This is a genomic window from Micromonospora sp. KC723, assembly GCF_004348595.1.
Lineage (GTDB): Bacteria > Actinomycetota > Actinomycetes > Mycobacteriales > Micromonosporaceae > Micromonospora.
On sequence record NZ_SMKD01000021.1, the window covers coordinates 1 to 25,592 of the forward strand.

Sequence of the window (25,592 nt, forward strand, 5' to 3'; positions counted from 1 at the left end):
CCACCCCCACCTGCACCGCCTCGTAGGTTCCTCTGCCGTTCGGAGCGTCCCCCGGCGTAGCCCGCCATGTGGGGGACGCTCCGACCACGCGCACGCCGCACGCGTTCGGGCTGCCCGCCCCAAAGCGGATGGAAGTGTTGTTGCCACCGCAGGAGCATTCGGTGGCGGGTGTGGCGGGCCTACCGGCGCGGAGCGGGGCTGGTGCTGCCGCGCAACGAGATGGGCGGGGTGAACAGCAGGTTCCGGGGCGGCGCGTCGGGTGTCGCGATCCGTTCGAGGAGCAGGTCGACGGCGTGTGTGCCCATCTCTGTCGGCACGTCGGCGGCGGTCAGCGGCGGGCGGAAGTCCTCGGCCCAGTGGCGGGCCAGTACGCCGGTGATGGAGAGGTCTCCGGGTACGGCGATGCGGGCTTGTTCGAGGGCGCGTTGGATGCCCGGCAGGGCCGCTTCGTTGATGGTGACGATCGCGGTGATGTCCGGGTGTTCGTCGCGGAGTTGTCGCAGGCACGCCTCGCCTGCCGTGGCGTCGTCGGCGCAACAGAGGTCGACTCCGGTCAGGCCGCGCTGAGCGATGGCTTCGGTGAAGCCGCCCAGCGCGCGCTGAGCCGGGCCGTAACCGGAGGCGACCAGTTCGGCGGAGCGGTTGATCAGGGCGATGCGGCGGTGACCGAGATCGGCCAGGTGGTGCACGCAGCGGGCGATCAGGGTGGCGTAGTCGACGTCCACCCAGCAGGTGCCGTCGGGGTTGGCGGTGTGGCCGATGGTGACGAATGGTACGCCGGTCTGCTGTAGTCGCGTGACACGTTCGTCTTCGAGGCGGATCTCCATGAGGATGACGCCGTCCACCCGGCGGCCGGAGACGATCCGTTCGAAGGACCGGTCGTGGTCGCCGCCGGAGGGAGACAGCAGTACGTCGAGGTCGGATCGGGCGGCTGCCTCGACCACGCTGGCCACGAAGCCGAGTTGCATGTCGGTCAGACGGAGGCTGGCTGGCGGTATGACCAGGCCGAGGGTGCGGGTACGGCCCTCCTTCAGGGCGCGGGCCGCGGCGTTGGGGCGGTAGTCCAGCTCGTCGATGACGGCCTGGATGCGCCGCCGGGTCTCCTCGGAGACCACCCGCTTGCCGCTGAGCGCGTACGAGACGGTGCTGCGGGACACCCCGGCCCGCCGGGCGATCTCCCCGATGTTCATGTCGCACTCCTCACCAATCGCTTCGCTGCCGTCGGTGCCGGTAGCAGCTTCGCGCAGGGTCCGGCGCGGCCCGTCCTCGGGTCGCTGTTCACAGCGAACCGATTCGACCAGGCTATCGCACGCGCCAACTGCCGTCAATCGGACAACCAGGGTTACGACGGGGTTTCAGTCGAGGGTACGGAAGGTGGAAACACCTCTTGACCCGGGTCCGGAGCAGGCCTATGTTCTGTCGAACCGATTCGGCGAACCGATTCGATGATCAACCATTCGACGGTAGGCCTGCTGCCCCTGTCCCGACGGCGCAGCCTCCCGACAACCACGACAAGGGGATAGATCGTGACATCGTCTGGTACGAGTCAGCGCGCCCTCGGGGTAGCGCTGGCAGCTCTGGTCGCGGTCGGCGGCGCCGCCGGGTGTTCGTCGTCGAGCGACGGCACGGCCGGCGCGGCCGGCGGGACGTACACCATCTGGGACCCGTACCCGCAGTTCGACGGCAGCTCGGACTGGGTCAAGCTGCTCACCAAGTGCGGCACCGACGCCGGGGTGACGGTGACCCGGACCGGCTACGACACCACCGACCTGACCAACAAGGCACTGCTCGCGGCACAGCAGGGCAACTCGCCCGACGTGCTCATCGTGGACAACCCGGTGGTGTCCACGCTCGCCGAGGCCGGGGTCCTGAGCGCGACCGAGGAGACCAAACTCGACACGTCCGCGATGGAGCCGAACCTGCTCGGCGCCGGCCAGATCGACGGCAAGACCTACGGCGTGCCGATCGGCGCCAACACGCTCGCCCTCTACTACAACAAGAAGGTGCTGGACGCCGCCGGTGTGGACCCGGCGTCGATCACGGACTGGGCCGCGCTGAACGCCGCCCTGACGAAGGTGGCCGCCGCCGGCAAGAAGGGGATCACCTTCTCCGCCATCGGCACCGAGGAGGGTAGCTTCCAGTTCCTGCCCTGGTTCTGGGGCTCCGGAGCGCAGCTGACCGCCCTGGACTCCCCCCAGGGTGTCGCGGCGGTGTCGCTGTGGACCGACTGGCTGAAGCAGGGACACGCCCCGAACTCGGTGATCAACAACACCCAGACGACGAGCTGGCAGGAGTTCGCCAGCGGTGACTACGCCTTCGCCGAGAACGGCACCTGGCAGCTCGCCAACGCGAAGAAGCTCGGCTTCGAGTACGGCATCATCGCCATCCCGGCCAGGGACGGCGGCACCGCGCCCGCGCCGACCGGCGGCGAGTTCGTCACCCTGCCGGTGCAGAAGAAGACCGACCGGTACGCCGCCTCGCAGAAGATCGTCAACTGCCTGACCAGCAACGACAACCTGCTGGCCACGGACACCACGCTGTCGTACATCGCGCCCACCGCGGTCGTGCAGACCACCCAGGTGGCCCAGAACCCGGAGTTGAAGGTGTGGGTCGACGCGGTCAAGGCAGCCAAGGGGCGCACCGGCGACAACCTCGGCACGAAGTACCCGAAGATCTCCGAGCAGCTGTGGAAGGCCGTGCAGGCGGCGCTGAGCGGGTCGAAGACCCCGCAGGCCGCGATGACCGAAGCGCAGTCGGCGGCGAAGTAGCGAACGCCACGATGAACACCGCGACACAGACGGCGCCCCGTGACAGGGGGGCATCCACGCCCACCCCGTCACGGGCCCGCCCGGGCCACCGACGCGCCGGAGGCGGCACGGGACGGTGGGCGGCCTGGGCCTTCCTGCTCCCGCTGGCGGCCTACCTGCTCGCCTTCTACGCGTACCCGCTCTACCGCAACCTGGACCTGAGCCTGCGCGACTACACGGTGCGCTCGTTCGTGCAGGGCGACGCGCCCTTCATCGGCCTGACGAACTTCCGCCAGGTGGTCGGCGACCCGACGTTCGTGCCGGCGTTGACGCACACGGTCGTGTTCACCGCCGCCTCGCTGGTGTGCCAGTTCGGCATCGGCATGGCGCTGGCGGTCTTCTTCCACCAGCACTTCCGCCTGTCCGCCACACTCCGGGCGCTCTTCCTCGTACCGTGGCTCCTGCCGTTGATCGTTTCGGCGTCCACCTGGTCCTGGATGCTCAACAGCGAGGCGGGCGTGGTGAACGCGCTCCTGCGGTCGTTGGGCTTCGGGTCGGTCAACTGGCTCACCTCGCCGGACTGGTCCCTCGTCTCCGTGATCATCGCCAACGTGTGGATCGGCATCCCGTTCAACCTGGTGCTGCTCTACAGCGGCCTACAGGGCATACCGCCACAGATCTACGAGGCCGCGGCGCTGGACGGGACCACCGGCTGGCAACGGTTCTGGCGCCTGACGTTCCCCCTGCTGCGCCCGGTGTCCGCGATCACCCTGCTGCTCGGCCTGGTGTACACGCTCAAGGTCTTCGACATCATCTGGATCATGACCAAGGGTGGCCCGGCCGACTCCTCCACCACCCTCGCCACCTGGTCGTACCAGCTCGGGTTCGGCAGCCTGCTGCCGCAGTTCGGACCGGGCGCCGCCGTGGGCAACCTGCTCATCGTGGCGGCGGTGGCGTTCGGGCTCGTCTACATCCGCGTACAGCGCCGGCAGGGAGGCACGGCATGAGGCGGACAACCCCCTGGTGGAAGACCGGACTCGGTCTGGTGCTGACCGCCCTGATGCTGTTCCCGGTCTACTGGATGGTCAACGTCTCGTTCACCCCGGACGAGGACATGCGCAAGAGCCCACCCGACTGGTTCCCGGTCCACGGCACGCTGGACGGATACCGCGCCGTCCTCGGCCAGCAGTTGCCCTACCTGGGAACCAGCCTGCTCGTCGGGCTCGGGACGGTCGCCCTCACGCTGGCCATCGCCGCCCCGGCCGGCTACTCCCTGGCCAAGCTGCGACCCGCCGGCGCCGGCGTGGTGAACTTCGTGCTCCTCGTCGCCCAGATGATCCCCGGGATCATCATGGCGATGGGCTTCTACGCCATCTACCTCAACCTGGGCATGCTCAACACCCTGCCCGGGCTGGTCGTCGCCGACGCGACCATCGCCGTGCCGTTCGGAGTGCTCATCTACCAGGCGTTCATGTCCGCGATCCCCGAGGAGATGACGCAGGCGGCCACGGTGGACGGCGCCGGGCCGCTGCGCTCGTTCTGGTCCATCATCCTGCCCGTCAGCCGCAACGCCAGCATCACCGTCGGGCTGTTCGCGTTCCTGTGGGCGTGGTCGGACTTCGTCTTCGCGTCCACGCTCAACGGCGGCGGTAGTCTCCGGCCGATCACCCTCGGCATCTATCAGTACATCGGCAACAACAACCAACAGTGGAACGCGATCATGGCGACCGCCGTCGTCGCGTCGGTCCCCGCGGCCGTGCTGCTGGTCGTCGCGCAGCGCTACATCGCCACCGGCGTCACCAGCGGCGCGGTGAAGGACTGAACCCACCGAAACCAGCGAAAGCGAGCATCACCATGCCCGTCGCCCCACCCGGTCCGCAGTTCTCGGTACGGGACATCCCGTTCAGCCACCGCGGATCCTGGTTCGACTTCTCCCCGGTCATCGCGGAGAAGACCTACGCGGACGACGTACACCTCGTGTCGCACCAGACCGGGCTGCACCCGGTGCTACGGCTCGTCCCGCACATCGGCGGCAACCGCGTGGAGGCCAGCCTCACGGCGGTGCCGTCCCGGCTGACGTGGACCCACGCCGCCGGCCGGATCGAGCTCGCCTACGAGTCCGCCGACACCGTACGGGTTCGCGGCGCCGGGCTGGGTCTGCGCGTCGTCGCCGCCGCGCCCGTGCTGACCCCGTTCTCCGGGGCGTACTTCCTGCGCGACCCGGTCGACGGCTCGTACCTGTTCACCCTCTACGAGACCGGCCGACGCTACCGGATCACGGTGCTCTCCGGTCCGGCCGTCACCGTCGACGGGGCGCAGGATCTCGGCACGGCCGATCGGGGAATCAGCCTCGCCGACAGCGGCGCGTGGGAGGTGGCGATCGAGGAGTACGACAACGCCCGGCCGCCGTACCGCGTGACGCTGGCCTTCGACCGGGTCGCCGAGGCGGCGGCCACCGATTTCGCCGAGTTCGTAGGGTCGGTGGCACCCTGGCGCACCGACCACACACCCGCCGCCGAGCTGGCCGCCTACGTGCTGTGGTCGGCCACCGTACGTCCCGCCGGGTTCGTCACCCGGTCGGCCGTGCTCATGTCCAAGCACTGGATGGACAAGGTGTGGAGCTGGGATCACTGCTTCAACGCGCTCGCCCTCGCGTCCGGGCTGCCTGACCTGGCATGGGACCAGTTCCACCTGCCGTTCGAGCACCAGGACACCTCCGGCGCCCTGCCCGATTCCGTCACGCACTCCGAGGTGCTCTACAACTTCGTCAAACCACCCATCCACGGTTGGGCTCTGCGCCGGCTCCGCCAGCGCATCCCCGTCCTGACCCACGACGAGCTGCTCGAGGCGTACCGGCGGCTGGAGTGCTGGACCCGCTTCTGGCTGACCGCCCGCCGGGTCCCCGGACAGGCGCTGGCGCACTACCAGCACGGCAACGACAGCGGCTGGGACAACGCCACGACGTTCGACCCGCAACGGGTGGTCGAGTCGGCCGATCTGGCCTCTTTCCTCGTACTCCAGATGCGTGAGCTGGCCGACCTGGCCCGCCACCTGGGATGCGCCGACCAGGCCTCCTCCTGGGCCAAGGAGGCCGACCAGATGCGGGCGGCGCTGCTGGAGCTGTGGACCGGGCAGGAGTTCGTCACCCGAGCCGCCGGCAGCCGGCGCGCCTGGACCAGCGCGAGCCTGCTGGACCTGATGCCCATCGTGCTCGCCGACGAACTACCCGACCCCATCCGGCAGGTCCTGGCAGACCGGATCAAGTCGCACCTGACTCCGCACGGCCTGGCCACCGAACTGCCAACCTCGCCCCACTACCAGGCCGACGGCTACTGGCGCGGCCCCATCTGGGCCCCCGCGACGGTCCTCATCGAGGACGGCCTGCGCCGCAGCGGCTTCACCGGGCTGGCCGACGAGGTCAGCAACCGGTTCCGGGCCCTGTGTGAACAGTCCGGCTTCGCCGAGAACTTCGACGCCCTCACCGGCGCCGGGCTGCGCGACCGCGCCTACACCTGGACGGCCAGCGGCTACCTCATCCTCGCCGCCGCCTACGAGCACCGGCGCCCAGGGGCAGGCGCCGGTGTCCAACCTCCTCGCCCAGAGGGAACAACGCCATGATCAGACGACTGGCGGCTGCGGCATCCGTCGTGGCGTCCGGTGCCCGCGACCTCGGTGGCTCGCCTGCCACGCCAACGGCTTCTGGCACCTGACCAATCCGGTCCCGCTCGGCGCCCGCCGGAAGACGGTCCGCTTCTCCGCCGAGAAACCGCCCGGCTTCGGGGGCGCCAGCTACGTCAGGGTCCGCCACACCGAGCCGCTGCGTTCGGGCGTCCCCAGGTGGTCTCACCACCTGGGGACGCCCTCGTCCGTACTCGGACCGAGGCCAACCAGCGCCCGCAGTGCCAAGACCTCTCGTCATAACCAGTGGTTATGCGCGCATGTCTTGGTCGGATGACCGACCGCACCGGCACGATGACCACACCCGACCCCGACCTGGAGGAGCTCCCTGTGTCCGAGCGCTCCGTCTCCCGCGCCCATCTGCTGCGAGCCACCGGCCTCGGCGTTGCCGGCGCCACCATCTCGGCCGCCACCGGCAGCGCCGCGACCGCGGCACCGAGCCGTGGTGAACATCCGAACGTCCGGCTCATCCGCGCGTACTACGAGGCGTACGGTGCCGGCGACCTCAGTGCGCTGCGCCGCTTCCTCGCCCCCGATGTCCGGTGGACGATTCCCGGCCACCACCCACTGGCCGGCGTCAAGGTCGGCGTCACGCAGGTGTTGGCCTTCTTCGCCCAGCTCGCCCGCGCCGGTTTCCGCGCCGACCCCATCTGCCTGGCCGCCGACGGAGACTGGGTGGTCGATCTGCACCGCGGCTGGAGCACCCAGCCGGCGGGCCTGGACATCACCTGGGCACTCGCCTTCCGCATCGCCACCGGCCGCATCGCCGAAGCGATCAACTGCCCCGGCGACCAGCACGCCGCCGACGCCTTCTTCTGGCGCGTGTATCCGCTCGCGCCGATCCCCGACCGCTTGGCGGACAGGTGAACCGTGGGCCCGGTCTCACGGCAGGTCATGTGACCCGGCTGTGATAGCCATGGGCCATGGACGCGCATCTGCGGGAGCTGCGCTACTTCGTGGCGGTCGCCGAGGAACTGCACTTCACCCGGGCCGCCGAGCGGCTGTTCGTCTCCCAGCCGGCCCTGTCCAAGCAGATCCGGGCCCTGGAGACAACACTCGGGTTCCGCCTGTTCCGTCGCGGGACTCGCGGCGTACGGCTGACACCGGCGGGCGAGGCGTTCCTACCGGCCGCCCGCGCGGCGATCGCCGCGTTCGCCCGCGGGTTCGAAGCCGCCCGGGCCCTGGCGGACCGACGCGTCTTCACGGTGGGCATGCAGACCGCAGTCGGACGCAACCTGCAACGGCCGGCCCTGCAACGGTTCCGCGAGCTGACCGAGAACTGGACAGTGTCGATGCGGCTGGTCGGCTGGCATGATCCCACCGCCGGGCTGGGCGACGGCAGCAGCGACGTCGCGTTCGTGTGGCTGCCGGTGCCGGGTGACGGACTGCGTACCCGGGTCCTGGCCCGCGAGCGCCGGTGGGTGGCCCTGCCCTCCGGCCACCGGCTGGCCGAGCATACCGAGGTCGCCTTCGCCGACCTGCTCGTCGAGCCCTTCATCGCGCTTCCGCACGCCGCCGGGCCGCTGCGCGACTTCTGGCTCGCGGCGGACGCCCGCGACGGCCGGAAGCCGGTGATCGGCAGTGAGGCCACCTCGCCCGACGAGGTGTTCGAGGCGGTCGCGTCCGGACTGGGCGTCGCGCTGCTCGCCGAGGGCAACGTCGGCCTCTACCGGCGGCCCGGCGTCGCCTGCCGGCCGGTGACCGGGCTGGCACCGGCCGAACTGGCCGTCGCCTGGCGAACCGACGACCACCGGGAGGTCCTCACCACCTTTCTCCACGGCCTGCTGACGCGACCGGCCGATGACGGAGACGGGCCGGACCCGAGCGCCGTCTGCCAGGACGACTCGGCCTCCGTCGTCGACCCGCCGCCCGACAGCGTGGACGGGCCGACTCGGCGTGCTCGGCACTGAGGTCCGGGCGCGACGACCTCAGATGAGTGGCGGACGAGTCGCGTGGTCGGGCGGCGCGGACCGGCTGGGCGTCGCGAGCTACCCCACGGGAAAGCAGACCTGAACACGCAGCACCGCACATGGGCCAGGCCCCGGTCGACAACGCCCTGGCCAGGATGGACTGTTGCTAAGCGCCCGCGGAGACGACGAACGACCCCGCGGACTATGGTGGACCGATGGCGTCGGTCAAGCAGTTCCAGGTCACCTTCGACTGCGCAGAACCTGAGCGCGTCGCTCGTTTCTGGTGCGAGGTGTTGGGGTACGTCGTACCGCCGCCACCGGAGGGGTTTGCTACCTGGGACGAGTTCGATCGCGCGCTGCCGCCCGAGCACCGGGGTTCAGCGTTCGCCTGCGTTGATCCCTCGGGTGTGGGTCCACGGCTGTTCTTCCAGCGCGTACCCGAAGGCAAGGTCGTCAAGAATCGGCTGCATCTTGACGTGCGGGTCGGCGCCGGGCTCGTGGGTGAGGAGCGGCTGGCCGTGCTTGAGGCCGAATGCGCACGACTGGTCGCGCTCGGCGCGGTACGCGTGCGGCTACTGCCTGCCGATGGCCACAACGAGTCGTGCCTGGTGATGCAGGACGTCGAGGGCAACGAGTTCTGTCTCGACTGAGTGGCCAGCTCGACCCTCACCCGGATCAACACCTTCGCGAGCCCGAGTCGCGGCCGACTATCCGCCCCCGCCCGGTCACCGACCCTCAGCGTGCCGAATACCTGACAAGTCTGATTGACGACAGTCGATGCCTCTTCACCCTGCGCACCACCTCTGACAGTGTGCAATCGCCAAGAACTGAGCGGACAGGGCGGGCCGAGGACGATGACGAAGCGTTGGTTGGTCACCGGGTGTTCGAGCGGACTCGGTCAGGCTCTCGCGGCCCGGCTCGCCGCCGAGGGCGAACAGGTGGTGGCGACAGCCCGGCGGCCGGAGACCCTGGACGGGTTGGTGGCGCGGCATCCAGACAACGTGGTGGCCGCCGCCCTCGACGTACGGGATCCGGAGCAGTGCGCGGCAGCCGTCGAGCGGGCGGTGGACGCCTTCGGCGGCGTCGACGTCCTGGTCAACAACGCGGCCTACGGACAGTTCGGCACCTTCGAGGAGGTCTCCGACGCGGAGCTCGCCGCGCAGTTCGACACCAATGTCTTCGGGCCGTGGCGGCTCACCCGCGCGGTGCTGCCGCTGTGGCGGGCGCAGCACTGCGGGCACGCCGTCTTCGTCAGCTCGGTCGCCGGCATGGTTCCCTTCCCGGGGCTCGCCGCGTACACCGCGAGCAAGTTCGCGGTGGAGGGGGCGGCCGAGTCGCTGGCCGCCGAGGCCGGGCACCTCGGGGTGAAGGTGACCATCTTGCAGCCGGGCGGCTTCGCCACCGGCTACAGCGCCAACATGGTGCTGCCGGAGCGCCGGATCGCGGACTACACGCCGGTCAGCGACGGCATGCTCGGCGCGGTGCGCGGCATGAACACCAAGGCGGAAATCAACTCCCCCGAACTCTTCGCCGACGTGGTCTGGCGGCTCGGTCAGATGGACCCGCCGCCGCTGCGGCTGCCGATCGGAGCTGACTCGGAGGCGTTCCTGAAACCCGTCTACGACGCCCGGCGCGGTGAGTTCGACCAGGTGATCAAGGCAGGTCATCACATCGTGGCGTAAGCAGGCGCGCAAAGGCTCTTCGCCCGCCCTTGACGCTCGCGGTGGTCTCGGTGAGCCGGTCGCGGTCGACCGCCCCGTCCAGGATGGCGTGGGACAGCCGTCGGCAGCGACGCGGTTCCTCGCGGCGGTGCAAGTCCCGGTAAATCCATCGACAGCGGGCACCGAAGCGGCTACCTTGCGGGCTTCACGTCTTCCTTGGAGGTGCGTTTCATGCCCGCGTCCGGTGCATCAGCTCGGTCCGACCACCTGACCACCCGCATCGAAGACGCGAGGAACACCAAAAGTGGATCTTCCACGTAGCTTTACGATCCGTGAACGAACCCACCGCATCCACAACCCGTTCACCGACGAGAAGTTCGCGACGTTGGCGGAGGCGATCCGCCTTCGTCCAGGTATGACGGTGCTTGACCTGGCCTGCGGCAGTGGGGAGATGCTGTGCCAATGGAGCCGTGACCGTGGCATCACCGGCACCGGTGTGGACATCAGCACCGTCTTCATCAGCAGGGCGAAGGCCCGCGCGACGGAGCTGGGTGTCGACGAACGAGTGACATTCCTGCACGGAGACGCCGCCGACCACGTTGCCTCAGCACCAGTCGATGTCGCCGCCTGTGTCGGCGCCACCTGGATAGGTGGCGGTGTACGGGGAACGATGGCCCTGCTCGAAAGCAGCCTGCGCCCAGGCGGGTTGTTGCTCATCGGCGAGCCCTTCTGGCGCGAGGACCCGCCCGACCAGGCGGCCGTCGAGGGCTCCGCCGCGTCGGCGAGGAGCGATTATCATGACCTGCCAGGACTCGTCGAGCTGTTCGCCGGGCTCGGCTGGGACCTGGTCGAGATGGTGCTGGCCGACGAGGACAGCTGGGATCGGTACGTCGCCGCGCAATGGTTGGCGGTCCGCACGTGGCTCGACGCCAACCCGGATGACGAATTGGCCGAACGGTTGCGAGCCGAGCTGAGCACCGCTCCGTCGAGGTACGTCCGCTACCAGCGGCGCTACCTCGGGTGGGGCGTCTTCGCCCTGATGCGGCGCTGATCGCCGAGTGTCAGATCGCAGAGCACGACCTGACGCCACCCGGTCTCGTCACGCAGGTGAACACGGCGTTGCGTGCCGGCGAGGACTACGACAGGATCACACCCTCACGGAAGGGATTCGCCCATGACAGTCTCTCCTGGGCATCGGCGGCGACGGGCGTCCATCCTCGCCGCCTCGACCGTTGCGGTGCTGGCCCTTGCGTCCGTCGGGCCGCTGGCGCCGTCCGCCGTGGCGGTGTCCACGTACGGGTCGGGGTCCGCAGCGGCGCCGGCATCCAGGTTGTCCGAGCTGCGCCTGGATGACCCGTCGATCAACTGGCGAGAGCTCGTGGTCGACGGCGGTGATGTCGAGCGCCGACCGGCCGGCGCGGCGTACAACGTTTTTGGCGGGTTTGGATCGGTTTCCTGCAACAACACGTCGAACCTGCTGCTGGACTACAAGGAGGAGAACCCGCGGGCCTACTGGAAGATCATGCGGATGCTCTTCGACCCGGTCGACGGCGCGGGGCTCACGCATATCAAGGTCGAGCTGGGCGCGGACAGCAACAGCTCGTCCGGAGCCGAGCCGGCGACGAAGCGCAGCGCCGCCGAGCCGGCGAACGTGCTGCGTGGCGCCGGGTTCCACTTCATCGCTGACGCGCTGAGGATCAACCCCGACATCGAGATCGAGGCGCTGCGGTGGGGTGAGCCTTCGTGGACCGGCAACGACTGGGTCAAGCGGTACCAGTGGTACAAGGAGACGATCGACGCCGCCCACGACACGTTCGGCGTCGAGTTCGACTGGATCAGCCCGGCGCAGAACGAGGTCCGCCAGGCCGCCTACCAGGTGTCCGAACTCAACTGGACGATCCAGTTCGCCAAGTGGCTCCAGCGTGACGCCGCCGCGCCGGACGCGCGCTACGACTACTCGCAGATCAAGATCGTCGCGCTCGACTCCTACCGGGACGGCAACAACGTCGCCGGGCGGATCCTCGCCAACCCGGAAGCACTGGCGAACATCGACGCCCTCGGCTTTCACTACGACATCGTGGGTGGCCCGAATGTCACCCGACTGAACAAGGAGTACGGCCTGCCGATCCTGTACTCCGAGGGTGTCGCCCCGATGATCGACCCGCAGTACCGCCTCGCCGCCGATCCGGCCAGGGGTGGCGTCGGGGGCACCGTGTCCGCCGCCGACATCGCCGACCGGTTCATCAACGCCTACCGGTGGAGCGGGGCCGGAAACGACCCGGCACACATGACGACGTTCCTCTTCCAGCCCGCCGTCAGCGCCATGTACGAAGGCACCCAGTACTCCCCCAAGCACCTCATCCGGGCCTCCGACCCGTGGTCGGGGTACTGGGAGGGTGACGTCGGACTCGTCACCGTGCGCCACTTCCACCAGTTCATCGACCGTGGCTGGGAGTACATCGAAGGCGCCACCGGTGGCGACGGCACCAAGGGCGACGGCGGCACCAACGTCGACACCTCCACCCGTACCGTCCTCACGGCGCGCACGCCTGCGGGCCGCGAGGGCTCTCCGCAGTGGACACAGGTACACGCCAACAACACCCGGACGGATCGATACTTCGAGGTCAAGGTGGCGGACCTCGGCAAGCGGGGCCGCCCGCTGTTCGCCTGGCAGACGCGCGGCCCGGACGCCGGCGAGCCGTACGACGCCAACTACTTCCAGAACATCGGCTACTACGCCCCCGTGCGCGGCGAGGTCATCGACGGCGTCGAGCACGACGTGTACCGCGTTCGGGTGCCGGCGTACTCGATCCTCACCCTGTCCACGCTGCCGCGTGGCGTCCACGGCACGACGACGGAGTACCGGCCGGGCGACTTCGCACCGCAGGCGCGCGACGAGATCCTGAAGCTGCCCTACCGCGACAACTTCGAGTACGACGACTACCCGACCACCATGGTCGGCGGCCGCCGGATGACCTACCTCGAGCGCCGCGCCGGCACCCCGCGGTACACGGCCGACCAGGACGGCGCGTTCGAGGTGGTCGCGACCGGCGACCGCCGGCATCGCCACGTGTTGCAGCAGCAGAACCACGCCGACAACCGGGGCTACCTGTGGAACGTGTGGGGCGACGGCCGGCAGAACGTGCCGTCGACGGCCGCGCCGTCGACCGTCCTCGGCGACCACCGGTGGGCCAACTACACGGCAACGGTTGATTTCCGGCTCGACCTCGTCGACCGGGACACGACGCTGGCGAACTTCGCCGGTCTGGGCGTGCGGCAGGTCTACGCCCGCGGCGGCGACCAGGCTACCTATGCCGTCCGTGTCCACGAGGACGGCCGCTGGGAGTTGCGCAAGCTCGACAGCGTCGTCGCGTCGGGCGTCGTGGCCGAGTTCGACGCCCGAGCGTGGCATACGCTTGCCGTCGAGGCTCGCGAGAACGTCATCACCGCGACACTCGATGGCGTCCGGCTCGCCTCGCACGTCGACACCTCCGTCAACCCGGTGCTGGCTGGCCGGGTGGCGCTGGTGAGCGGGTACTACAACACCCGGTACGACAACCTCGCGGTCACGCCGGTCAAGGGCCACGCCTGGAAGTCCGAGAAGGTCGATGACGCCGACGCCCGCATCGCCTACCCTGACGGATTCTCCTTCCAGCAGGCCGGGTTTGCGCACTTCAACCGCACCCAACATGTGCTGGTGGCCGGCCAGTCACTGGCGCTCGACTTCACCGGCACCGGGCTGAACCTGTTCGGGGCCACCGGCTCGGCGACGTTGGAGGTCCGCATCGACAACCAGGCGCCCCGCACTGAGCAGGTCGGGACCGTCGGCACGAGGCAGACCTCGTACTGGCTGCGCGGCCTGCCGCAACGCCACCACAGAGTCACGGTGCGCGTCGTCAGCGGTACGTTCACGCTTGACGGCATCGACGTCGTGGGGCGCGGAGCACGCGTGCGCTAGCCCGGAAAGTGTCGGAGATTGATACCAGGCGAGGCCTCCGGTAAATGGTTCAGCGAACCAGCAGAACCTGAAACCGGAGGCCTCGTGCCCGTCCCAGAGGCGGTTCGCGTCCTCCATGATCCAATGGCACCGGCCATGGTCATGTGCCACAGAGTGGCCTGTGTGCGCTCCACCGTCAGTCGACGATCGCCGAATCGAGGTGAACTCGCCCATCACCGGCAGGAGCCGTCGGGGCGGCAACCCGTCAGCCAGCGGGCTTCTGGTTCACCGCACCAGGCGGCGCCGGACCGTCGGCCACCGTGCTTGGGTTCTCCTGTTCCCGAACTCCCGTCTCCTGCGCCGGGCGGTGCGGGCGAGCCGGTCGCGGAGCCCCTCGGCATCGGGATGGCCGAGGTCGTCGAGGATGCGCAGCGCCCGCTGCCAGGTGCGCACGGCACCCGCCCGATCGCCCAACGAGCATCGGCTGTCACCGAGCCGGGTCAGGGTCTCCGCCTCGTCGTACCGCTCACCGATCTGCACGAACAGGTTCAGCGCCCGGTGGTAACAACGGACCGCCCGACGATGGCGGCCGAGACGGTCGTGGATGAAACCGAGGCTGTCCCAGGTGTTGGCCTCGCCGTGCCGGTCGTCGGTCCGGCGCAGCAGCACCAGCGCCTGCCGGCAGTGCTCGAGCGCCGGCCCGTACTGGCCGAGTTGGGCATACGCCCAGCCGACCCCGTTCTGCGCGCTGGCCTCTCCTGACAGGTGACCGGCGGCCCGATACAGATCCGCGGCCCGTTGCGCGTGGTACAGGACGTCGGTGTGTCTCCCGAGCCGATCCAGCATCGCGCCGAACGCCCGATGGGTTCGTGCCTGCCCGGTGTAGTCGTCAAGTTCGCCGAAGAGCCTCAGCGCCGCGCGGTAGTGCTCCTCCGCCGCCTCCGGCTCACCGACCCGGGCCAGCACGCGGGCGAGGTCGCGGTGGGCGCTCGCCTGCCCGGAAGGGTCGTTCGCCCGCTGCGCCGCGACCAGGGCGGTCTGCTGAGAGTGGACCAGGTCGCACCAGTGGCCCCGGCGTTGCAGGAAGTCCACCAGGGTACGGGCCAGCCGCCAGGCGTGCCCCTCGAACCCCGCGCGCTCCGCACGGGTGACCACCTCCAAGAGGACGCGGTGCTCGGTGGTGAACCAGGCCAGCGCGTCGCTGTGGTCGGAGATCCTCTCGGGTAGCACCCCGTGTTCGGCAGCGGCCAGCGGAATCGGATCCCAGCCGGGCTGCAACAGCAGTGCGGCGGCGTGCGCCGTGTGCAGGTAGTGGTCGAGGCCGCGCCGAATCGCCGTTCGCTGGGCCTCGGGTGAGTCGTTGCTCTCGGTCAGTTCGGCCGCGTACCCGCGCAGCAGGTCGTGCGCGCCGAACCTGCCTGGCGCGTGTTCGGTGACCAGGTGCGCGTTGGCCAGCTCAGCCAGCAGCCGGTGCACCTGATCGCGGGGCAGCCCGGCGAGGCTGGCGGCGGCGGGTATCCCGATGTCCGGCCCTGGATGGCAGCCGAGCAGCCGGAACAGGCGCGCGGCCGGCGGCGTGAGACTCTGGTACGACCAGGAGAAGACCGCCTGCACGTCGGTACCGGCGTCGCCGCTGTCGAACGTGCCCGGTAGGCGCTGCGTCTCCCGCAGTTCGGCGGCGAGGGTGGCGAGGGGAAACCCGGGATGAGCCATGCCTCGGGCGGCGACCACGGCCAACGCGAGCGGCAACCGGGCGCACCGCTCGATCATCTCGTCCACGGCCCACCGTTCGACGGTCAACCGGTCGGCTCCCAGACGTCGGGCCAGCAGCTGCCGCGCCTCCTCGACGCTGAGCAGGTCCACGGTGATCGGCCGGGCCCCCTCGGCGGCGACCAGGCCGGCGAGGCGGTTGCGGCTGGTCACCAGCGCCAGGCAGCCCGGGCTGCCGGGCAGCAGGTGGCGGACCTGGTCGGCGTCACGGGCGTTGTCCAGCACCACCAGCATCCGGCGGCCGGCGAGCAGGCTCCGGTACAGCCCCACCTGCGCGGGCAGGTGGGTGGGGATGCGTTCGGGTGGTACGTCGAGGGCCTCGAGGAACCCCCGTACCGCCTCGGCGGGCGTCATCATCGAACCGGTGGGGTCGAATCCCCGCAGGTTGACGTAGAGCTGGCCGTCCGGGTACCGCTCGGCCACCCGGTGCGCCCAGTACACCGCCAGGGTTGTCTTGCCGACCCCGGCGGTGCCCGACAACACGATGCTCGTCGGGGCTGGCCCACCCGGGCCGTTCGTACCGGCGAAGGGCAACCCGTTGTCGCCGCCGCACTCGGCGTCGAGCTGGGCGAGTTGCGCGGCGCGGCCGACGAAGCTCGCCAGGGCCGGCGGTAGCTGGTGCGGCACGGAGGCCCACGCCCGGACGGCACCTGCCGCCGGGGTGTTCGCCTGAGCCGGCGCCACCTCGGCTCCGCCGTGCCCGTCGGCCGGACCGGTGTGCCGTCGGCCCTCCTCGACCCGGTCACGCGCGGTGGCCAGCGCCCCCTGCTCGACCCCGGTGGCGCCGAGCAACCCGGTGAGGATGTCGAAGCGTTCGGTCGGGGGCAGGATGTTTCCCGCGAAGTACTCTCCGATGACACCCCGCGACCAGCCGGTCTTCGCCGCCAACTGCCGGTACGTCAACGGGGTGTCGCCCTGCTGCCGGGCGTGGCGGCGCCGTAGCTGGCGCAGCAGAACCGCCAGATCATGCACCGTCCGCACCTCGGCGGCCTCGCGGACCACCACGAGCGTGGAACGGGATGCCTCGGACGCCCAAGCCGGTCGGGTGTCGCGACGTACCCGTTGTTCGGACATGCGGCCTCCGCGTGCCGGCCGCCCGGCGGCTCGGGCGCTGACACCGGGGAGGGTAGTTCAAGCTCCCGGGCACGAACAGCACGCGACTGATATCCGTCAATCCACACCAGACTCTGGTAATCGCTTGCCCCGCTGAGAGGAGAAGGGGATCATGACTTCCCGCCGAGGCGATCCAGCGTCCTGGCAGCGCGATCGGGTAGCCACACCGCGACGCCGTCGCCGAGGGCGGATCGCCCCCGGCGGCGCCGTCGCCGCTTCCATGTCAGCCGACGTTACAGGTCAGCCCGTTGAGGCCGAAGCCACAGGGTGGCCGACGGTCGAGCCGAGTGTCGGCCGGCACGAGTACCAAGCTGCCCAGGCAGACCGCTGCCACGAGCAGCAGGCGGCTGATCACCGGGGATCGTCTCACGGGTCCCGCCTTCCGACGGGAGGCTCTACCCGGACGCGCCGGCGGCGATCACCCCACGTCCAGCGGCGTCCAGCCCGGTCCAGAATTCGCCGGATCCGGTCCGAACGGGTGCCACTGTCCATGGGCGGGCCTCAGCCCGTCCCATCGAGAAAGGAACACCTGATGATTCACCGGCACGTGACAATTCGCAGGCCCGCGGTGGTACGGCGCACCCGGAAGAAAGGCCCCACGCCAAAGACCCTCCGACCCGGGCGGCGCAGGATCGCGACCCTCGCCGCGCTGCTGGCCGCCACGCTGGTCGGCGCCGTGCTGACCGCTGCACCGGCACAGGCGGCCGTGCCCTCCGGCACCGATTGGTCGGGCTCGTGGAACCACTACGCCACCAACGCCTTGGAGGTCACCGGAACGCTGCCGGGGTAGAGCTGACCGGGATCGCCAGCGACACGCTCGGCACCCGGGCACTTCCCGGCTCGATCGTGGACACCGCCAACGACGACCGGTGTGCCCGGGTACTCGAGCTCACACCAGGCCTACGTCGCCGACAAGCAGGTTTGCGGCCGGAAACGGTACGGCCTTCATGGCAACCAACCTGACCGGAGGCCTGCTGGTGATCATCCAGCGGGTGACTCCCGGCACCACCACCGCCGACAAGGGCCACTACGGTGCCGGGGTGACGCTCACCGGTCAGGGTTCACACAGCCGGTCTGACCGGCGGACGTCAGTGAGCACACTGCGTGGCCGATCTCCGGAGCGCCGAGCCGCCGGGGTTCGGAGGCGCGCGTGGTCGTCACTGCTTTCGTGCCGGGGCGTCCGGCGAGTAGTTCCTGCTACTCGCCGGACGCCCCGGTCACGAACGGGCTCAGGGTTGGAAGGCCGCCGCGTTCTCGCGTACCCAGTCGGTGAACGTCCGCGCCGGGCGCCCGGTGACCTGTTCGACGGTCGGCAACACGGTGTAGCCGACCTCGGGCGGGTTGGTGCGCATGGTCAGGAAGAACTCGATGTCCTGGTCGGAGTGCCCTTCTCCGCGCCACCGGGCGACCGCCTCGTCGGTGGTCAGCTCGAGGTACCGGATCTCGCGGCCGAGCACCTGGCCGAGCCGCTCGACGCGCTCCGGCACGGTCAGCGCCTGCGGGCCGGTGAGCCAGTAGTCCTGCCCGGCGTGTCCGTCAGCGGTGAGCGCGACGGCCGCGACCGCGGCGATGTCGGCCTCGTGGATCAGCGCGCTCTTCGCGTCCGGGAACGCCTCGTGGACGGCCCCCTCGGCGCGGATGCTCCCGGCCCACTCCAGGGTGTTGGACATGAACTCGACAGGTGACAGGTGGGTCCACTCCATCCCGCTGGCCTCTACGGCCTCCTCCAGAGGGCCCTTGGTGGTGTCGCCGCGAAGGACCGTGACCTTGCGTACGCCCGCCTGCCGCGCCAGGTCGACGATTCGGTCAGCCTCCTTGAGCGGGGCGTAGTTGTCGCCGAACGTGATGAGGTGGGCCGCGGTGACGCCGGCGAACGCGTCCACCAGGCTGTCGGGGTCGGTGAGGTTGCCGGCGGTCACGTCGACACCGTCGGGCAGGTCGGCCTCCGTCGGGCGGCGGGTCAGGGCGCGGACGGGATGTCCGGCGGCCGCCAGCTGCGCGACGAGGTGGCGGCCCACGGTACCGGTAGCTCCGGTCACGAGAATCGTCATACCGACGACGCTAGGGGGATTCGCGGTCAGATCCTGTCCGCGATCCCTGACATGCTGGTCAGCGTGTTGGACGTGTCGGCGCGGCTGCTGCGACTGCTGGCCCTGCTGCAGTCCCGGCGAGACTGGTCGGGCGCCGCGCTGGCGGAGCGCCTCGGGGTGAGCCCTCGCACCGTGCGCCGTGACGTCGACAAACTGCGACTTCTCGGGTACCCGGTCGAGGCGATCGGCGGCGTCGGCGGCGGTTACCGGCTGGCGTCCGGCGCGGCGCTGCCGCCGCTGCTGCTCGATGACGACGAGGCGGTGGCCGTGGCGGTCAGTTTGAGGACGGCGGCGGCGCTGGCCGTCACGGGCATCGAGGAAACGTCGGTCCGCGCGCTGGCGAAAGTCGACCAGGTGCTGCCGGCACGCCTACGTCATCGGGTGAACGCCTTCGGCGCGGCGGTGGTGACACTGCCGGCCTACGGGCCGACAGTGGATCCCGCGACCCTCACCGCGGTGGCGGCGGCGGTACGCGATCGTGAACGGCTGCGCTTCGACTACGTCTCCCGGGACGGTTCGACGTCCCGGCGCGACGTCGAGCCGTACCGACTCATTCACAGCGGACGCCGCTGGTACCTCTACGGCTGGGACGTCGAGGCGGCGGACTGGCGGACGTTCCGCGCCGACCGACTGTCGCCGCGTACGCCGGCCGGGCCCCGGTTCCGGCCACGACCGCTGCCGGCCGACGACGTCGCCGCCCATGTCGCCCTCGGCATGACGTCACGGCAGTACCGGTACCAGGCGGTACTGACCATGTACGCGCCGGCGGGCGTGGTCGCCGGGGAAGTGCCGCCCACCCTCGGTGTGCTCGAGCCGATCGACGAGCACACCTGCACGTTGCGGATCGGGTCGGACAGCCTCGACCAGCTCGCGGTGTGGGTGGCCACGTTCGGCTTCGAGTTCGCTGTGCGTGAGCCGGCGGAGCTACGCGATCGCGTCGACACGCTCGCCGCGCGCCTCGGCCGGGCCGCCTCCCGGTGATCGAGACACTTCTCCAGCACATCGTGATCATTGAGTAGACCCCGGTCGGCGAGCAGGTGCCTGCCGGGCCACGGTGTCAGGACAGTTACACAGCGTCTATCGATGCGATCTGTGTCGATGTCAACACAGGAGCGAGGAAGATGTGGGAATAGTGGGGGCGCCACAGTCAACGGCCAGGCCACAGCAGATCGTGCCGCCCGCCTGGCCGCGCCGGACCAGCGTCCCCGGACCAGGCGGGCGTACCGGCACGGGCGTGCGCAGTGACCTACCGTGACATGGCAACCGGATGTCGCTGATCAGGTCGGCCGGCGGCACGCCCTCCAACCGGAAGCCGCTGCCCGGAGCGCGGCACATCAGCAACTGCGAGACACGGCAGGTCAGGGGCCGGTGGGCGTCCGTGCTGCCGATCGGGCTCGGGGTGGTGCCGGCGACGTGGTCAGTCTGCTGGTGCGGGGCTGGCGACACCGGTCCGGTACGCCACGACGACGGCTTGTACTCGGTCGCGCAGACCGAGTTTGGCGAGGATGCGGGCGACGTGCGACTTCACGGTGGCCTCGGACAGGTGCAGGCGGTCGGCGAGTTCGGCGTTGCTGAGCCCTTCGGCGAGCAGGCGCAGCACTTCGAGTTCGCGGGCGGTCAGTGTGCTCAGGTCGCGGTGGATCGCGGGTGTGTCGGTGTCGCGACGGGCGAACCGTTCGACGAGGCGGCGGGTGATGGCGGGTGCGAGCAGCGCGTCGCCGGCCCGGACCAGCCGTACCGCGGCGACCAGGTGCTCCGGGCTGACGTCCTTGAGCAGGAAGCCGCTGGCACCGGCGGACAACGCCGCGTACACGTAGTGGTCGAGGTCGAACGTCGTGAGCATGATCACGCGTGGTTGGTCAGCGGCGCCGCCGGCCAGGATGCGTCGGGTGGCCTCCAGGCCGTCGAGTTCCGGCATCCGGATGTCCATGAGCACCACGTCGGGGCGGGTGCGTCGGACCGCGTCGACCGCTTCGGCGCCGTCGGTCGCCTCCGCCACCACGTTGATGCCCTCGGCCATGAGGATCATCCGGAAGCCGGCTCGGACCAACGCCTGATCGTCAGCGATCACCACACGCGGCGGCTCGGTCACAGGGCCTCCCAGGGAATGTGCGCGCGGACACGATAGCCGCCTCTGGGCCGCGACCCGGCATGCAGGCTTCCACCGTAGACGGCGAGGCGTTCCCGTAGCCCGATCAGCCCGCGCCCGTTGCCGGTCGCGGCCGGCGCGCGCGGTGTGCCGCCGGTGTCGGCGACCTCAACATGAAGACAGTCGGTGCCGTACTCGACAACCACCGTCGCGGAGGCACCCCCCGCGTGCTTCACGGTGTTCGTCAACGCCTCCTGCACCACCCGGTAGGCCGCCAGCTCGACGCCGCCCGGCATCGCACGCGGTTGCCCCACCACGGTCAGCTCGACCGGCACGCCGCCGGCCCGCACCCCCGCGACCAGCGCGTCCAGCCGATCCAGTCCCGGTTGGGGCACGAGTTGGACCGGGTCGGCCGGATTGTCGGTGTTCATTGTGAGGAGCCCCATGACGTGGCGCAGCTCGGACATCGCGGCCCGACCGCCGGCCTCGACCGCGAGCAGCGCCTGGCGGGCCTGCTCCGGGTCGGCTGCCATGACCGTACGGGCCGCGCCGGCCTGGATGACCATCATGCTGACGTTGTGCGTGACGACATCGTGCAGTTCCCGCGCGATGCGGGCGCGTTCCTGCTCGGCCGCGCGGCGGGTCGCCTCGTCCCGTTCGCGTTCCAGCGCGGCCGTCCGCGCCCGTTCCTCGTCGGCCCGATGCCGCCACCGACGCAGCCCGTCGGTCGCGATGGCGATCGGGATCAGGACCAGGAACGCAACCGCATCGGTCGAGACCGTCGGCAGCAGCATCGACGACTGGACCTGGCTGTACAGCACCGCCGCCGCCAACTGACTGCCCAGTGCGGGCATCCGGTACGGGCTGTACACGGCCGCGCTGTACGCGGCGATCACACAGGTGTAGAACGACACCCGCATGATGGCGCGATCGTCCGTCACCATGGCCGCCACCACGGCCGTGCCCATCACGGCCCAGAGCATCGCCAGCGGAAACCGCCGGCGGGCCACCAGCGGGGCGACGATGAGCACCATCACCACCGCCCAGGCGACACCGTGGTGATCGAGCGGCCCAACCGGATCCGACGGTTCCAGGCGGACCGGCAGCCCCGGCGGTTCCGGCGGCTCCGGCAGGCTCGGGTCGGGCCGGGTCGGCTTGGGAAAGACGCCGTAACTGCCCTGGATCGCGATGACGCTGATACCCAGCGCGAGCAGCACGTCGAATACCTGGCTACGCCGCGACGGTCGGGGCAGCGGCCCGGACGGGCGCGGCAGTTGACGGCCCCAGGCCCACAGTTGGTCGGTGATCCCCACCGGGCCCATTCTCGCCGGCCCGCGGCGGGCGGCGGTATCGGTCCGGAGAACCAGCGGACTCCACCGCTCGCCTAGTCCTCAGGGATGAGACCGGGCGCCCTCATCCCCGCGCGCCAACAAGGATGCCTCCTCGGGCCGAAGCGCCTGACGCGGCCGCGCACCTAGCGTCGATCTTCGCAGGGAGACATCGAACCGAGGGAGACGACCATGGCCATGCCCGTGATCGAGTTGCGCGACGTCAGCCGCAGGTACGACGGAGGGCCGCCCGCGCTGTGCGACACGTCGCTGAGCATCTCGCCGGGCGAGGCGGTCGCGATCCTCGGGCCGTCCGGGAGCGGCAAGTCCACCTTGCTCAACCTGATCGCCGGACTGGACCGGCCGAGCAGCGGCACCGTGACCGTGGCCGGCGTACGCGTCGACAAGCTGACCGAAGCCGGCTCGGCCCGCTACCGCCGGGACAAGATCGGCATGGTGTTCCAGTTCTTCAACCTGCTCGACGACCTGACCGTCATCGACAACGTCGTCCTGCCCGCGCAGCTGTCCGGCATGGCGCGCGACGCCGCTCACCGCCGCGCCGCGGAGCTGCTCGGCGCGCTCGGCGTTGCCCGCCACGCCGCCGCGTACCCTGGCCGGCTCTCCGGCGGCGAGCGGCAACGCGTCGCGGTGGCCAGGGCGTTGATCAACCGCCCGACGCTGTTGCTGGCCGACGAACCAACCGGCGCGTTGGACACCGCCTCCGGCGACGACGTCAAACGGCTACTCAACGACCTGCACGCCGACGGTCAGACCATCGTCCTGGTCACCCACGACCTGGCCCTGGCGGAGTCCTGCGCGACCCGCGTGGTCCGGCTCGTGGACGGCCAGGTCGTCGCGGATGGCAGGACTGTCACGGCGGGACGGGCCCGATGAGCGCGACGGGCCGCGTCGTGCGCTCGGGCGTTGGCCGCCGCCGGGTGCAGACGATCGTGATCGGGCTGGCCACGATGATCGCGGTGACCGCGTCGGTGCTGGGCGGGTCGCTGGTCGTGGCCTCCAGCGGGCCGTTCGACCGGGCGTTCGCCCAGCAACACGGCGCGCACCTGACCGCGCAGTTCGACGCCGCCAAGACCACGCCCGCGCGGCTGTCGGCATCCACGAAAGCCGCCGGTGTCACCGGGGCGGCCGGTCCGTTCCCGACCGTGTCCGCCGCGCCACGCGACGCCGCCGACCGGGAACTGGCTCCGATGACGGTCGTCGGTCGAACCACCCCGGACGGTGGGGTCGACGACGTGCCCCTGAGCCAGGGACGCTGGGTGACCGGCCCCGGCCAGATCGTGCTCTCGGCGGACTACCCGGCCGGGCCGTCGCCGCTGGGCGTCATGCTGCGCTTCACCGGGTTGCCGGAAAGCCCGACGCTGACGGTGGTCGGCGTGGCCAGGTCGGTCAGCCGGACCGCCGACGCCTGGGTGTCGCCGTCGGACGTCGCCAGGCTGACCGCGCCCGGCGCGGCCGGCGGATACCAGATGCTCTACCGCTTCGCCGAGGCAGGCACCGCCGCTCAGCTCGCCCGCAACCGCGCCACGGTGACCGCGGTGGCTGGCACGGAGGCGCTGACCGGGTCACAGTCGTGGCTGATTGTCAAGGAGGCCAACGACCGCAACACGGCGCTGTTCCTGCCGTTCCTGGTCGCGTTCGGCGTCCTCGGCGTGGTCATGTCGGTACTCATCGTCGGCAACGTGATCGCCAGCGCGGTCGGCGCGGGTACGCGGCGGATCGGCATCCTCAAGGCCGTCGGCTTCACTCCCGCCCAGGTCGTACGGGCATACGTGGCGCAGGCGCTGATCCCGGCGGCGTTCGGCATCGCGGCCGGCGTCGTGGCCGGGAACCTTCTGGCCATCCCGGTGCTGGCCGACGCCGACCAACTCTACGGCACCACCACCGCTGGCATGGCCTGGTGGGTCGACGCGGTCGTGGTCGCCGTCGCGATCGCCCTGGTGGCGCTGACCGCGTGGGCGGCGGCGTGGCGGGCAGGCCGGCTCCGGACGGTCGACGCGCTCGCCGTCGGACGCACGCCCCGTCCCGGCCGTGGCCGGTGGACGGCCCGGCTCTCCGCCCGGCTCCCGCTGCCCCGGCCGTTGACGCTCGGGCTGGCCCACCCGTTCACCCGCCCCACCCGCGCGACCGCGATGCTCGCGGCGATCGTGTTCGGCGCCACCACGGTCACCTTCGCCGTCGGCGTGGCCGCCTCACTCAATCAGGTACAGGTCGCCAAGGACCACGCCGCCGCCGACGTGGTCGTCGACACCTTCACCCCGTCTCGCGGACCCGGGCCGGCCCCGGACGCGCCGAGGCCGCTCACCGCGGAGCAGACCGCCGCCATCACCGCGGCGATCAAGGCTCAACCCGGCACGGCCCGGCTCTACAGCGTCGCCACGACGGAGGTGGCCGTGGCCGGGACGGCAGGCGCCGCACGCCTGTACGCCTTCAACGGCGACGCCTCCTGGGGCGGTTATGAGATGGTCGCCGGCCGCTGGTTCACCCGACCGGGCGAGGCGGCGGTGCCGGGCACGTTCCTGACCGCGACCGGCACCCGGATCGGCGACACCGTCACGTTGACCGATCACGGCAAGGCGGTGGCGGTCCGGATCGTCGGCGAGGTCTTCCACCCCACCAACAACCTGCTGGTGTTCACCGACGCCGCGACATTCGCCGCGACGAAGCCGACCCTGGTCGCCGCGAGCTTTCACATCGGGCTCACCGACGGCACCGACGTGACCGGCTACGTCACCGGTTTGAACAGCGTGCTGGCGTCGTCCGGTTTCACCGCGCAGCCCGGGCAGTCCGGGGACAGCAGCGACACGATCGTGTTGCTCAACGCGCTGGCCGCCCTGCTCACGCTGATGCTGGTCGTCGTCGCCGGGATGGGCGTACTGAACATGGTTGTGCTCGACACCCGCGAACGCGTCCGCGACCTCGGCATCCACAAGGCACTGGGCATGACACCCCGGCAGACCATCACGATGGTCATCGCCTCGGTCATCGTCACCGGCCTGACCGGCGGCGCCATCGGCGCTTCCGCGGGCGTGGCCCTGCACCGGGTAGTCGTACCCGCGATGGGACACAACGCCGGCGTCACCCTGCCCGTCTCCGTCACCGACGTCTACCAGCCGGCAAACCTGGCGATCCTGGGCCTCGGCGGCCTGCTGATCGCCATCCTCGGCGCGCTGTTGCCAGCCGGCTGGGCCGCCCGTACCCGCACCGCTGTCGCGCTGCGTACCGAATGAGTCTCCTGGGAGGAAACCTCT

Annotated in this window: 19 protein-coding genes; 14 read left to right on the forward strand and 5 right to left on the reverse strand. The window is 70.4% G+C overall.

The annotated features are described in order from the left end of the window. Positions 1 to 179 precede the first annotated feature (179 nt). The gene (locus tag E1165_RS07595; protein ID WP_132389113.1) at positions 180 to 1,190 is read right to left on the reverse strand and encodes a LacI family DNA-binding transcriptional regulator; all 1,011 of its coding nucleotides are present in this window, start codon (positions 1,188 to 1,190) and stop codon (positions 180 to 182) included. Positions 1,191 to 1,526: 336 nt separating this feature from the next. Between E1165_RS07595 and E1165_RS07600 the strand changes: the two genes are divergently transcribed. The 10 genes from E1165_RS07600 to E1165_RS07645 all read left to right on the forward strand — a co-directional run bounded on the left by E1165_RS07600 (position 1,527) and on the right by E1165_RS07645 (position 13,954). Further along, on the forward strand, positions 1,527 to 2,768 hold the full coding sequence (locus tag E1165_RS07600) for an extracellular solute-binding protein (RefSeq protein WP_132389115.1): 1,242 nt from the start codon (positions 1,527 to 1,529) through the stop codon (positions 2,766 to 2,768). Between the two features lie 11 nt (positions 2,769 to 2,779). Continuing rightward, entirely contained in the window at positions 2,780 to 3,754 is a 975-nt protein-coding gene (locus E1165_RS07605; RefSeq protein WP_132389117.1) for a carbohydrate ABC transporter permease, read from the forward strand. Next, complete coding sequence (locus E1165_RS07610) at positions 3,751 to 4,569, forward strand: carbohydrate ABC transporter permease (protein WP_132389119.1); 819 nt, start codon at positions 3,751 to 3,753, stop codon at positions 4,567 to 4,569. The genes E1165_RS07605 and E1165_RS07610 overlap by 4 nt, the downstream gene beginning before the upstream one ends. Before the next feature lie 32 nt (positions 4,570 to 4,601). After that, complete coding sequence (locus tag E1165_RS07615; RefSeq protein ID WP_132389121.1) at positions 4,602 to 6,365, forward strand: amylo-alpha-1,6-glucosidase; 1,764 nt, start codon at positions 4,602 to 4,604, stop codon at positions 6,363 to 6,365. A 333-nt stretch (positions 6,366 to 6,698) separates the two neighbouring features. Then, on the forward strand, positions 6,699 to 7,292 hold the full coding sequence (locus E1165_RS07620) for a nuclear transport factor 2 family protein (RefSeq protein ID WP_207916711.1): 594 nt from the start codon (positions 6,699 to 6,701) through the stop codon (positions 7,290 to 7,292). Between the two features lie 56 nt (positions 7,293 to 7,348). Further along, positions 7,349 to 8,335 carry a LysR family transcriptional regulator gene (locus E1165_RS07625; RefSeq protein WP_132389123.1) on the forward strand — a complete coding sequence of 329 codons (987 nt, stop codon included), beginning with the start codon at positions 7,349 to 7,351 and terminating at the stop codon, positions 8,333 to 8,335. A gap of 215 nt (positions 8,336 to 8,550) precedes the next feature. After that, entirely contained in the window at positions 8,551 to 8,985 is a 435-nt protein-coding gene (locus E1165_RS07630) for a VOC family protein (protein WP_132389125.1), read from the forward strand. Between the two features lie 204 nt (positions 8,986 to 9,189). Beyond that, positions 9,190 to 10,017, forward strand: a complete 828-nt coding sequence (locus E1165_RS07635) for an SDR family oxidoreductase (RefSeq protein WP_132389127.1) — start codon at positions 9,190 to 9,192, stop codon at positions 10,015 to 10,017. A gap of 283 nt (positions 10,018 to 10,300) precedes the next feature. Continuing rightward, positions 10,301 to 11,047: a cyclopropane-fatty-acyl-phospholipid synthase family protein gene (locus E1165_RS07640; protein ID WP_132389129.1), complete on the forward strand. Its 747-nt coding sequence runs from the start codon at positions 10,301 to 10,303 to the stop codon at positions 11,045 to 11,047. 279 nt (positions 11,048 to 11,326) lie between these two features. Beyond that, on the forward strand, positions 11,327 to 13,954 hold the full coding sequence (locus tag E1165_RS07645; protein ID WP_207916714.1) for a hypothetical protein: 2,628 nt from the start codon (positions 11,327 to 11,329) through the stop codon (positions 13,952 to 13,954). Positions 13,955 to 14,218: 264 nt separating this feature from the next. Here the strand turns inward: E1165_RS07645 and E1165_RS07650 are convergent, their stop codons facing one another. Beyond that, positions 14,219 to 16,777 carry a tetratricopeptide repeat protein gene (locus tag E1165_RS07650; protein WP_132389133.1) on the reverse strand — a complete coding sequence of 853 codons (2,559 nt, stop codon included), beginning with the start codon at positions 16,775 to 16,777 and terminating at the stop codon, positions 14,219 to 14,221. A gap of 571 nt (positions 16,778 to 17,348) precedes the next feature. On the opposite strand from E1165_RS07650, the gene E1165_RS07655 reads away from it, so the two are divergent. Beyond that, a complete protein-coding gene (locus E1165_RS07655) occupies positions 17,349 to 17,606 on the forward strand; it encodes a hypothetical protein (RefSeq protein ID WP_132389135.1) in 258 nt (85 codons plus the stop codon). Positions 17,607 to 18,045: 439 nt separating this feature from the next. Here the strand turns inward: E1165_RS07655 and E1165_RS07660 are convergent, their stop codons facing one another. Beyond that, positions 18,046 to 18,867, reverse strand: coding sequence for an NAD(P)H-binding protein (locus E1165_RS07660; protein ID WP_132389137.1), 822 nt, complete (start codon positions 18,865 to 18,867; stop codon positions 18,046 to 18,048). Positions 18,868 to 18,930: 63 nt separating this feature from the next. Between E1165_RS07660 and E1165_RS07665 the strand changes: the two genes are divergently transcribed. After that, complete coding sequence (locus E1165_RS07665) at positions 18,931 to 19,887, forward strand: YafY family protein (protein WP_132389139.1); 957 nt, start codon at positions 18,931 to 18,933, stop codon at positions 19,885 to 19,887. 436 nt (positions 19,888 to 20,323) lie between these two features. Here the strand turns inward: E1165_RS07665 and E1165_RS07670 are convergent, their stop codons facing one another. Then, positions 20,324 to 20,998, reverse strand: coding sequence for a response regulator transcription factor (locus E1165_RS07670; RefSeq protein ID WP_132389141.1), 675 nt, complete (start codon positions 20,996 to 20,998; stop codon positions 20,324 to 20,326). After that, positions 20,995 to 22,317, reverse strand: coding sequence for a sensor histidine kinase (locus tag E1165_RS07675; RefSeq protein ID WP_132389143.1), 1,323 nt, complete (start codon positions 22,315 to 22,317; stop codon positions 20,995 to 20,997). Before E1165_RS07675 ends, E1165_RS07670 begins: the two co-directional genes overlap by 4 nt. A gap of 198 nt (positions 22,318 to 22,515) precedes the next feature. On the opposite strand from E1165_RS07675, the gene E1165_RS07680 reads away from it, so the two are divergent. Next, entirely contained in the window at positions 22,516 to 23,217 is a 702-nt protein-coding gene (locus E1165_RS07680; RefSeq protein WP_132389145.1) for an ABC transporter ATP-binding protein, read from the forward strand. Further along, positions 23,214 to 25,571 carry an FtsX-like permease family protein gene (locus tag E1165_RS07685; RefSeq protein WP_132389147.1) on the forward strand — a complete coding sequence of 786 codons (2,358 nt, stop codon included), beginning with the start codon at positions 23,214 to 23,216 and terminating at the stop codon, positions 25,569 to 25,571. The genes E1165_RS07680 and E1165_RS07685 overlap by 4 nt, the downstream gene beginning before the upstream one ends. Positions 25,572 to 25,592 lie beyond the last annotated feature (21 nt).